General features: G+C 71.6%; 10 protein-coding genes and 1 pseudogene. 4 read left to right on the forward strand and 7 right to left on the reverse strand.

From position 1 onward, the window contains the following. The first annotated feature begins 212 nt into the window (after positions 1–212). A complete protein-coding gene (locus tag H0488_RS18550) occupies positions 213–1,190 on the forward strand; it encodes an endonuclease/exonuclease/phosphatase family protein (RefSeq protein WP_183100725.1) in 978 nt (325 codons plus the stop codon). Positions 1,191–1,208: 18 nt separating this feature from the next. Here the strand turns inward: H0488_RS18550 and H0488_RS18555 are convergent, their stop codons facing one another. Next, on the reverse strand, positions 1,209–2,543 hold the full coding sequence (locus H0488_RS18555) for a phospholipase D-like domain-containing protein (RefSeq protein ID WP_183100726.1): 1,335 nt from the start codon (positions 2,541–2,543) through the stop codon (positions 1,209–1,211). Between the two features lie 76 nt (positions 2,544–2,619). Here H0488_RS18555 and H0488_RS18560 point away from each other — a divergent pair, with 76 nt between their 5' ends. Further along, entirely contained in the window at positions 2,620–3,810 is a 1,191-nt protein-coding gene (locus H0488_RS18560; protein WP_183100727.1) for a polysaccharide pyruvyl transferase family protein, read from the forward strand. Here H0488_RS18560 and H0488_RS18565 read toward each other — a convergent pair. The 4 genes and pseudogenes from H0488_RS18565 to H0488_RS18580 form a co-directional block, all read right to left on the reverse strand. Beyond that, positions 3,797–4,048: a hypothetical protein gene (locus H0488_RS18565; protein ID WP_183100728.1), complete on the reverse strand. Its 252-nt coding sequence runs from the start codon at positions 4,046–4,048 to the stop codon at positions 3,797–3,799. The two genes, H0488_RS18560 and H0488_RS18565, sit on opposite strands and share 14 nt — an antisense overlap. Before the next feature lie 554 nt (positions 4,049–4,602). Next, positions 4,603–5,013, reverse strand: a pseudogene (locus tag H0488_RS25430) (LicD family protein); the annotation flags it as partial. A 431-nt stretch (positions 5,014–5,444) separates the two neighbouring features. Continuing rightward, positions 5,445–6,560, reverse strand: a complete 1,116-nt coding sequence (locus tag H0488_RS18575) for a hypothetical protein (protein ID WP_183100729.1) — start codon at positions 6,558–6,560, stop codon at positions 5,445–5,447. Positions 6,561–6,586: 26 nt separating this feature from the next. After that, on the reverse strand, positions 6,587–6,832 hold the full coding sequence (locus H0488_RS18580) for a DUF6752 domain-containing protein (RefSeq protein WP_220794771.1): 246 nt from the start codon (positions 6,830–6,832) through the stop codon (positions 6,587–6,589). 78 nt (positions 6,833–6,910) lie between these two features. Here H0488_RS18580 and H0488_RS18585 point away from each other — a divergent pair, with 78 nt between their 5' ends. Both H0488_RS18585 and H0488_RS18590 read left to right on the forward strand, forming a co-directional pair. Next, positions 6,911–7,645: a phosphocholine cytidylyltransferase family protein gene (locus tag H0488_RS18585; RefSeq protein ID WP_220794772.1), complete on the forward strand. Its 735-nt coding sequence runs from the start codon at positions 6,911–6,913 to the stop codon at positions 7,643–7,645. Continuing rightward, positions 7,633–8,715, forward strand: a complete 1,083-nt coding sequence (locus H0488_RS18590; protein WP_183100731.1) for an iron-containing alcohol dehydrogenase family protein — start codon at positions 7,633–7,635, stop codon at positions 8,713–8,715. The genes H0488_RS18585 and H0488_RS18590 overlap by 13 nt, the downstream gene beginning before the upstream one ends. Here H0488_RS18590 and H0488_RS18595 read toward each other — a convergent pair. After that, positions 8,672–10,105 carry a hypothetical protein gene (locus H0488_RS18595; RefSeq protein ID WP_183100732.1) on the reverse strand — a complete coding sequence of 478 codons (1,434 nt, stop codon included), beginning with the start codon at positions 10,103–10,105 and terminating at the stop codon, positions 8,672–8,674. The two genes, H0488_RS18590 and H0488_RS18595, sit on opposite strands and share 44 nt — an antisense overlap. A gap of 89 nt (positions 10,106–10,194) precedes the next feature. Further along, positions 10,195–10,439 (reverse strand): hypothetical protein (locus H0488_RS18600; protein ID WP_183100733.1); only part of this gene is annotated, 245 nt, incomplete at its 5' end.

Below are 10,439 nucleotides of genomic sequence, written 5' to 3' on the forward strand. Positions count from 1 at the left end.
CCGCGCCCCCCGCCGCCGCGCCTGAGCCCTCGTCGAACCGACCACCGTTCGACCGCCGCGCCCTGGCCTCATCGGGCCATGGGGATACACCAAAGGGACCACTGAGGCGTCAGAGGGCTTGCGTGATCAGAGTAACTAGTGTGAAACTCGCATCCTGACACGCACTTCGCTGCAATTCCGGTAGCGACACGCCGAGCAGGAGGAAATCTCCCGTGTGGAATCCCCGAGGTCTTCGGTTCGGAGTCTCCGCCCTCATCGGCGCGCTCGCTCTCACCCTGAGCCCGACCGCCGACGCCCGATCGACGAGCACGGCTGCGGCCGGTCCCGAACCGGTCGCGAGCGTGGTGCGGATCGCGTCGTTCAACACGGCCGCGACGTCGTCGACCCGGCGCGCGTTCCAGGACGTGAAGAGCCTGCTGGGCCAGGGCCCGGACATCGTGGCGCTGCAGGAGATGTCGAGCTGGGAGCGGCGCGAGCGGGTCCGCAAGCGGCTGCTCGACTGCGACACCTGCCTCTGGGACGGCTGGCTGCCGGTCCCCGCCGTGCCGGGCGGCACGCCGATCCTGTGGCGGTCGGACAAGTTCACCTTCCTCGGCCGCGACTGGCTCGAGGTCGCGCCCGAGACCTACGTCGGTGACCGCGGCGCCGGGCCGTCGACGATGCACGCGAAGTACGTCGTCCGGGTCCGCCTGCTCGACAACGTCACGGGGCGCACCATCTGGATCCTCAACAACCACTTCCCGCCGACCGTCCAGGGGTCCGACGGCGGGCGCAACGACCTGCGCCGTCGTACCCGCCTCTACGCACGGCAGATGGCCGGGCTCCAGGCGATCATCGACCGGATCAAGACCGAGGAGGGCGGCGGCCAGGTCTTCGTGACCGGCGACTTCAACGTCAACTACCGCAACGACAAGGTCGCGCAGGACCCGATCTTCCCGTACGTCGCGATGGGCACCCGGGGCTACCGCGCCAGCTACTACGCGTTGGGCGAGCCGGCGACCGGCACCCACAAGCTCGCGAACGGTTTCGACAAGCGCCTGATCGACTACGTGCACTTCCGGCCGACCCGGAAGGTGATCGCCCAGGGACAGCGGATCGTGACCGGCATGAACTCCGACCACCGCCCGGTGATCGTCGACTTCAAGATCACCACCCGCGGGTGCTGGGTGCGCGGCGAGCTCATCTGCTGAGCCCGGCACCGGCGCGCCCTAGCGGTGCGAGTGGTTCCTGACGGTCGCCCAGTACCGGACGTACCGGCGCCACAGGCTCGCGCTGCGGATGTTCACGGTGTTCTCGTCGCCCCGGGTGAGCGAGCCGTTGGACCAGTTCGCGGTGCCGGTCCACACGCCGCGGTAGCGCCGGTTCGTGCCGTAGGTGCCGCGGACCGCGATCGACTTCATGTGCGTGCGGGTGTTGACGTAGCCGTCGTCGTCGGTGTCGATGCGGCTGTCCCAGAACTCGATCAGGCCGGCCCGCCGTGCGTCGCGCATCCGCCGTCCCAGTCCGCGGTCGACGGCGCCGATGATGATCTTGACCTTGCAGCCGTCGCGGGCGAGGTGGCGGATCTTGTCCCAGAGGTAGTTGCCGCGATGCCCGTTCCACCAGAACTGCTGGATGTGCAGCGAGGTCCGGCCGAGATCGCTGGAGCACCTGATCTGGCGCAGGTCATGCAGGAGGGGGTCGCTGTCCTTGCCGCCCTCGATCGGGAAGACCCGCGTCGTGTAGGGACCGTCCGTGAGCTCGAGCAGCTCGCGGCTCGCGGGCTTCTGGGCGGTCATCATCCGGTGGACCTGCGTCAGGAAGTCGAAGGTCGCCGGTCGGTTCTTCATCACGACCAGGTCGTTCCAGCCCAGCTTGGCGCCGCCGCCGTTCAGGTTCGACGACGACACCATGACGACGTCGGTCGCGGTTCCGCTGTTCGACATCGCGTAGAACTTGGAGTGCACGTTCGCGTCGGGGGCTCCCCGGCAGGAGCCCGAACACCGCAGGACGTAGCTCCCGTCCGTCCCCCAGGTGACCTCGCGCCCCGTCGGCTGGCGCAGGCTCCGCCGGGTCTGCCGGGGCGTCATCAGCGGGATCGCGTCGCCCCGCTGCCGGAGGCCGTCGTGGTCGCTCGGGAGCGCCCGGTTGCACCGGCCGGCGCGGGGGTCGTTGTCGGCGACGCCGTTGCGGTCGCGGTCGCGGACGTTGTCGGCGTTGAGGGCGGTGACGAGCTTGCGCAGCGGCCGTGCGCCCACGTCGCGGTCGATGATGACCCGCACGGAGACGCCGCGGCGGCAGGCGTTGATCAACGCGTCCGCACTGGTCATCCGGTCGAAGAGGTAGCCGGTCATCAAGATGACCGGGTGCGGGTCGCGCCGGGTCCGCCGTACGTGGCGGAACGCTTCCTCCACCTTCCGGACGATCCGGGTGTTCTCCGTGGCCGAGCCCCACGGGTTCGGGACGTTGAACGTCGCGCCGCCGCCGGGCTCGTAGCCGCGGGCCGGCAGCGGCACCAGGGCCAACGGGAGCAGGACCGCGAGCAGGAGGACGGCTCGGCGCATGGACGTGGATGCTACGGGCTCATCGGGCCCACCCGGTGCTGATCCGGGGCGCGCCGCCCCTGCTAGGTTTGCCGACGTGTCGCAGGGGAGCGAGAACGAGAAGCAGACCATCCACCTGGTGTCCACGGCTGGCCACCCGAACTTCGGTGACGAGCTCATCGCCGCGTCGTGGCTGAGGTTCCTGGCCAAGCAACAGCCGGACACCGACGTCGTGCTCGACTGTCCCGACCCGGGGCTCGCGACCTGGTTGTTCGAGGGCATCCACCCGCGGGTCAAGTTCACCAACATCCTGTGGCGGGTGAGCTGGGCGACGATCGACGCCGACCCCGACGAGGGCGACGAGGTCATCGACCGCCTGGTGCTCGACCTCGGCAGCCCGCTCTACGACTACGGGCTGATCGAGTCGCGCCGCGCGACCACCATCCACCTCGTCGGCGGCGGTCACATCACTGCCAACTGGATGCACCACGGCCGGCTGGTGCGCGCCGCGCGTCGCCTCTCCGAGGTGGCCGGTGCCCGGCTGGTGGCGACCGGCCTCGGCCTGATGCCCCCGATCGACCCCGAGCGCACCCGTGACGACCTCGCCGCGTGCGAGCACGCCACCGCCCGCGACCGCCCGAGCGCCGAGATGGCCGGCATCGAGCTGGGCGTCAACGACGCCTTCCTCGACCTGCCCGCGCTGCCGGGCTTCGGCACGCGCCCCGACCCCACGGGACAGCCCGGCGACGTGTGGATCAGCCTGCAGCACGACCTTGCCGACCCGGAGACCTTCGACGCCATGGTCGCGGCGGTCCGCTCCATGATCGAGAGCGGTCGGTTCGATGGCCGCACGATCCGCTACCTGGAGTCGATCCCCGGCCACGACCGGGACCGGAAGGCCTACGACCTCCTGGCGGACCTGATCCCCGAAGAGAACTTCATGACCTTCGTCCAGCTGTGGCACGAGGGCTTCCCCGGCCGGCCGCTGCAGACCTGGATCACGACCCGCTACCACTTCCACCAGCTGGCGGCCGCGGTCGGCGCCGAGGGCATCGCCATCGAGGTCGACGACGACTACTACCACACCAAGCACCAGTCGCTGGCCGAGCTCGGCACCGGCTTCGCGATCGCTCCCGTCGGCTCCGAGAAGCTCCCGGAGCCCTCGAGCGACCCGGAGTACCGGATCAAGGCCGGCCGGCTGCACCGCGCCAAGCTCGACGAGGCCGAGGCGCTCTACCCGCGCCAGCGGACGCGGCAGGCCGCGCCGGAGGCGTTCAGCCGGCGCTGACCTCGCGCTTGTCCCACCGCGCGACGATCCGGCAGACGTGCGGGTCCTCGGTCCGGAACGGCGCGAGTCCGGTGCCGGCCTCCTGGTGCACCACCCGGCCGCCGTGCGCCTCGATCTCCGCCACCACGGTCGCGGGGTCGAGGTAGCGGCGCCCGGCCTGCTGGAAGAAGTGCGGCAGCTTGCGGTCGCGATCGGTCCGGAACTCGAGGAACAGGTGGCCGCCGCGGCGCAGCGCCATCGATGACAGCCGCCACAGCTGCTCACGGCCGAGGTCCTCGAGCGCGTGGAGCAGGAACCGCGCNCGTGGAGCAGGAACCGCGCGTAGACGTCGACGGGCTCGTCGAGACGGCTGAGCCGGACGCCGAGGGCGAGCACCTCGCGGGCGTCGTACAGGTTGACGACCTGGAACGACAGCGGCAGCGAGTCCGACGCCCGCCGCTGGGCCCGGAGCATCGCGCCGATCGTGTAGTCGACGGCGGTCACCTCGCGACCGGTGCGCTTGGCGAACCAGCGTGCGTCCCGGGCGTTGCCGGCGCCGAGGTCGATCAGCGGGCGGTCGGTGGGGTACTCGGCGGCGACCCACTTCGCGAACGACGACGGCTTGGTGGGGAGGGACGAGCGGTGCGCGCCGTAGAAGGTGTCCCACTGCTTGCGGTGGGTGCGCAGGCCGCCGAACCAGCCGCCGATCCGGCGCGAGAGCCAGCGCGGCGTCTCGTAGCGGAACGAGGGGTCGGGCGTGCGCCAGCCCTCGCCGTACGTCGCCGCGAGCAGCGTCTCGTAGTCGGCCGGTGCCGGCACCTGGCGACCGAGCAGCTCGACGGTCGTCAGCGGCAGCATGGTCTCGCGGGGGAGGCGGAAGCCGGTGTCCTGCGGGATGTAGAGGACGCCCTCGACCCAGTGCGCGGTGAACACGTCGACGAACCGGGTGGAGTCGTCCGAGAGCCGGATCCGGACGTTCAGCCGCGCGCCGGAGCCGCGTCGCACCGACCAGCCCTCGGCCAGCAGCACCCGCTCGATGCGGTAGGCCTCGCGGATCACGTCGACGGGGTACTCGTGGTCGCTGAGGTAGGCGATGTCGAGGTCGTTGTCGTGGCCGATCAGCTGGCCGTTGCGGACCGCGCCCAGCAAGGTGCCGTAGGCGATGAAGGTCGGCACGCCGGCCTTGTCGCGCATGGTCGCGATCAGCGCCTCGACCTGGTCCATCAGCTCGTCCAGGGTGTCGGTGCCCTCGGCGGAGAGCGGACGGACCAGCTTGCCGTACTTGTCGATGATGAGCGCGTTGCCCGTGCGGTCGACGACGTCGACCCGCTTGTCGGTCGCGCCCCGGAAGACGTGGTGCGCCGTCGCGACCACGGTGCCGGTGAGGTGCTCGCGCAGCACCACGTCGGCCTGGCCGACGAGGTGGCGCGCGAGCGACGCGGGCCAGCGGGCGACCAGGCCACCGCGGCCCGGCTTGGTGTCGTTGCCCGGCTGGAGCGACCAGACGTGGCGGTCGTTGACGAGCACGTCGTACGTCGAGTCGGGCTCGAGGTCCGCGGGCAGCACGAGGCGGGCGTCGTGGACCCGCAGCGTCCGGGGCTCGGTCGTGGTCGGAGCGGAGGCCTCGGTCCCGACCTGGTCGTCGGTCGGCTCGGTCACTTCCCCAGCGCCCTCTTGAGCCGGCGCGCGACGGCGCGGGCACCGCCGACGGGCTGGTGTCGAGCCTTGCGTCGCAGCTCCGCGCGGAGCCGGTCGCGCTCGGCCGTCAGGTCGCGCACGTCGCGGATCATCTGCTCGATGGCCCGGGCGGCGACGTCGACGATCTCGCTGTCGGGGACGTCGCCCGGGTGGGTGCCGTCGGGCGCGGCGGTCGACAACAGGTCGTCGAGGTCGCCGACGACCCTGACCTCCTGCTGCTGGACCCAGTCCCTGGCCGCGGCGGAACGGGACGCCAGCTCGGCCACGTGGTGCGGGCGGGGCCCGAACCGTTCGCCGCGCTGCGGGACCAGCACCTCGTGCCCGAAGTACTTGCGCACCCAGCGGTGCCGCACCCCGCCGGCCTCCAGCGGACCGGACAGGTGGGGCTTGACCCGCATCAGCAGCGCGGCCTGGGCCGCGCCCAGCGACTCGTTGGCATAGCTCACGTCGAGGTCGAAGGCGCTGTCATCGATGCCGATGGCGTCCTTCCACCGCTCCCAGAGCAGCCCGCGCGGGGCTCCCGGCGGCGGCACGGTGACCACGGTGATCCGGTCGGCCGGCACCGCCTCCATCCAGTTGCCGAGCACCCGCGGGATGTCCTGCGACTCCCAGCTCCACCCACCCCGGAGCTTGCCGGCGAGGGCCCGGTCCATGAACTCGTCGAACCCGAGGTCGGAGTTCATCTTCAGCGCCTCCTGCCACACGGCGGGGAACTGCAGCACGTAGGACCGGACGGTGACCACGAGCCGGACCTCCGCCGGCGCGAGTGCGGCGACCGCGGCCTTCGCCTGCTCGGGCGTGGCCATGCTGAAGAACTCGTGGGACACCAGCCCGTCGCCGTCCCAGGCGGCGAGCTTGGCGACCAGCTTGTTCCACGCGCCGGCGTTGCGGCCCATCCGCGCGGGCGACGCCCCGCGCACCTCCTGCGAGGCGTGGTAGTGGTCCATCCGGCTGGTGCCGGGGTAGAGGAACCGCTGCCTGCGCAGCGCGCGGCGGTTCTCCCACATCGTCGTCTGGAGGAACGTGGTGCCGGTCTTGGGCAGCCCGATGTGCAGGTAGACGGTGCGTGCCATGCCCTAGTTCCTCGTTCTCGGTGTGGTCACGGCGTCAGCGTGTGCGCGTCGAGGAAGGCCTTGACCTTGTCCTCGTCACGCAGGGTCAGCGGCACCAGCAGCTCCTCGACGATGTCGAGCAGCTCGGCCACGCGCCGGTTGAGCCGGCGCGCCTCCTGCACCTCGGCCTCGAGCTCGGTCACCCGCTCGCGGAGCGCCGCGACCTCCTGGCGAGTCGATCCCGGGGCCGCCCGCCCGATCTTGCGTCCGGCGTCGCGCAGTCGGTCGTTCATGCCGGGCAGGATAGCCTTGCCCGTCGTCCTCGCAGGTGTCGGGGACTCGCGTTCTCGAAGGGATCCACTGTGATCGGGATGGTGTTGGCGGCCGGAGCCGGCCGAAGGCTGCGGCCGTACACGGACACGCTGCCGAAGGCGCTCGTGCCGGTGCGGGGCGGTGACGACGGCGACACGATCCTCGACATCGCGCTCGCCAACCTGGCCGCGGTCGACCTCCGCGACGTGGTGATCGTGGTCGGCTACGCCGCCGGCGCCGTGGAGGAGCGCAAGGCGGCCCTCGAGAAGCGGTACGGCGTCGACATCACCCTCGTCCACAACGACAAGGCCGAGATCTGGAACAACGCCTACTCGATGTGGCTCGCGTGCGACCACATGACCGACGGCGTGCTGATGGTCAACGGCGACACCGTCCACCCGGTGGCGGTCGAGGAGACGCTCCTCAAGCACCGCGGTCCCGACGTGCTCCTGGCGATCGACACGGAGAAGAAGCTCGCCGACGAGGAGATGAAGATCCAGGTGACCGGCGACCTCGCCCTGTCCCGGATCACCAAGCTGATGGACCCGGCGACGGCGTACGGCGAGTACATCGGCGCCACCCTGATCGAGGGCGCCGCCGTGCCGCGGCTCGCCGACGCCCTCAAGGCCACCTTCGAGCGCGACCCCGACCTCTACTACGAGGACGGCTACCAGGAGATGGTCGACCGGGGGATGAGGATCGACATCGCCCCCCTGCCCCCGGGCACGGCGTGGGTCGAGGTCGACAACCACGAGGACCTGGCGAAGGCCAGGGAGATCGCATGCCGCTACTAGCGCGGATGCTGGCGAGCCCGCTGCACCTCGACATCCGTGCGGGCGCCGTCGACAACCTCGCGGCGCTCCTGCACGAGCGCGCGATCACCAGCGGCGGCACGGTGATGGTCGCCGTCGGCTCCGGTCAGGGCGCCGAGATCTGGGAGCGGGTCCGCCCCTCGATGCCGAACGCCACCGTCTTCCAGGTGGAGGAAGGCAGTCTCTCCTCCGCCGGAGACCTCCAGGAGGCCCTCGGCCGCCAGGGCTACGACGCGGTGGTCGGCATCGGCGGCGGCAAGACCATCGACGTCGCCAAGTACGCCGCCACCCGCGCCGCGCTGCCGATGGTCGCGGTGGCGACCAACCTGGCGCACGACGGGATCTGCTCGCCGGTGGCCTCGCTCGAGCACCCCCACGGCAAGGGGTCGTACGGCGTCGCCCTGCCGCTCGCGGTCGTCGTCGACCTCGACTACGTCCGCACCGCGCCGCCCGCGATGGTCCTCGGTGGCATCGGCGACGCGATCAGCAACCTGTCGGCGATCGAGGACTGGCTGCTCGCCCGCCGGGAGCGCGGCGAGGCCGTCGACGGGCTGGCCCTGGCCTTCGCCCGGACCGCCGGCGAGGCGATCCTGCACCGCCCCGACTCGATCGGCGACGACGACTTCCTCATCGCCCTCGCCGAGGCCCTGGTCCTGTCCGGCATGGCCATGTCGGTGGCGGGCACCTCGCGCCCGTGCAGCGGCGCCTGCCACGAGATCATCCACGCCATCGACAAGCTCTACCCGGGTGTCTCCAACCACGGCGAGCTCGCCGGCATCGGCGCGCTGTTCGCCACCTTCCTGCGCGGCGACGACGCCCGGTTCGACCAGATCGCCGCGTGTCTCGACCGGCACGGGCTCGCCGTCTCGCCCGTCCAGATCGGGCTGACCGAGGAGCAGTTCGTCGCTGCCGTCCTCGCCGCGCCCAGCACCCGACCGGACCGCTACACGATCCTCGAGCACCTCGAGCTCGACGAAGAGGCCGTGCGCGAGTGGGTCGCGGGGTTCGTCAGCCGGCTCCCTCGGACGGCTCCGAAGCCGCCCGCGCTCTGAGCGCGGCCAGCTCGGCGCCGAGCGGCATGGCCCGCCGCACCAGCCCGATGATCTCGGTCAGCGCGAGACCGACCTCCGGGGTCCGGTCGCTGAGCTGACGGTCGAGCTGCGCGCGACGGTCGAGACCGGCCTCCTCGGGGTCGTCGTCCGGCCCGTCGTCACCGCCGCCGTCGTCGCCGTCGTGATCGTCGCCGTCGTGGTCGTCGGGGTCGTCGGGGTCGTCGCCCGCGCCCTCCGCGTCGCCCGGTCCGCGGTCGAACCCGTCGTCGTCGTACCCGAGCTCCTCGCGGAAGCGCGCGATCCGCTCTTCCAGCCGCTCGATCGCCTGCTCGAGGCCCGCGCGCGCCGTGGCCGCGGCGAACAGCAGCTCCTCGTCGGTCGGGGACTCGAGGTCGGTGGGCACGGCCTTGTCGGCCTTGGCGGTCGGGAGGTCGTCGAGGCTTCCGACCAGCTCGACGCCGCTGGACTCGATCGCGGTGCGGATCCGCTGGTTCCACCGCGCGGAGAGGTTGTGGCCCGCTCGGTTCAGGGTGACCTTGCGCTCCTCGGACGCTCGCTCACCGAGGATGTCGCGGGCGAGGAGCGCCTTCATGGTGCGGAGGTACTCGGTACGGGTGACCGAGCCGAGCTCGAGGTTGAGCAGGCGCATCAGCTCGCTCGACGGGAGGCCGAGGGAGGCGTTGCTCTCCACCGACCGCTCCCGGCAGCGGCCGGGCTTGATGCCGACGACGCCGGCGAACCGCTTCCAGAGCAGGTCCGGGTCGGGGCTGTCGAGCGGGACGGTGACCACGTGGAAGCGATCGGCGCCGACGAGGGGCACCCAGGTGTCGATCATCCGCGGGATGCCCATCGCGCGGTCGATCATCCGCTCCGGGCGGGTCGCCGGGCGACCCTCCTTCTCCACGACCTGGCGCAGGCCCCAGATCAGCCGGCGGAACGGGACCTCGGCGCCGTTGCGGCAGTTGGTCTGCCACTGCGACCGGAGCACGGCCGCGGTGTCGCGGACCGTCAGGACGACGTGCACCTCGGCGTCACCCAGCGAGTCGACGATCCGCTGCGCCGCCTCGGGCTTCGCCCAGCACAGGAACTCCATCGACAGGATGGTCGCCTTGCCGCGGTGGGCCACCATCTCCTCGGCGAGGCTGTCCCAGCGGCCCCCGGCCGCCTGGACCAGGTCGGTCTTCGGTGCGGTGTTGAGCGCATCGTGGGTGGCGAGCACGACGTCGCGCCAGCTGCGGCCGGGAAGCAGGTAGCCGCTGCGGGTGAGGACGTCCTGGTTGGCGGCCATCAACCGCTGGAGGTACGTCGTGCCCGTGCTCGGTCCACCGATGTGGAGATAGATGGGTGCGGGCCGCTCGTGCCGATCACGGTCCAGCCAACGCAGGGCCATGCGGCGGACCTTAGCAGGGGAGATCGAGGGCCCGATCACCGTCCTGGCCACCGTCCTGGCCACGGTCCTGGCCACCGTCCTGGCTGGGCTCAGCGGCGGCCGCGGCCCCGGGCCTTGCGGGCCGCTCGGAGGTCGGTGCCGGCGGTCTCGCGGATCATCGCCGCCAGCTGCTGGACCGCTGTGTCGACGTCGGCCGGCGGGGCGTCCGCGGGTGTCGCGCCGAGGTCGACCAGCCCGGCGCGTGCGGTCGCGGCGGCGGCCAGCAGCTCCGCCGGCTGTGGCCGGTGGACGTCGACGTCATCGGAGGAGAGGTCGACCGGGAGGTCGTCGAGGT

Origin of the sequence: Nocardioides pelophilus, from assembly GCF_014180685.1 — a bacterium.
GTDB lineage: Bacteria > Actinomycetota > Actinomycetes > Propionibacteriales > Nocardioidaceae > Nocardioides > Nocardioides pelophilus.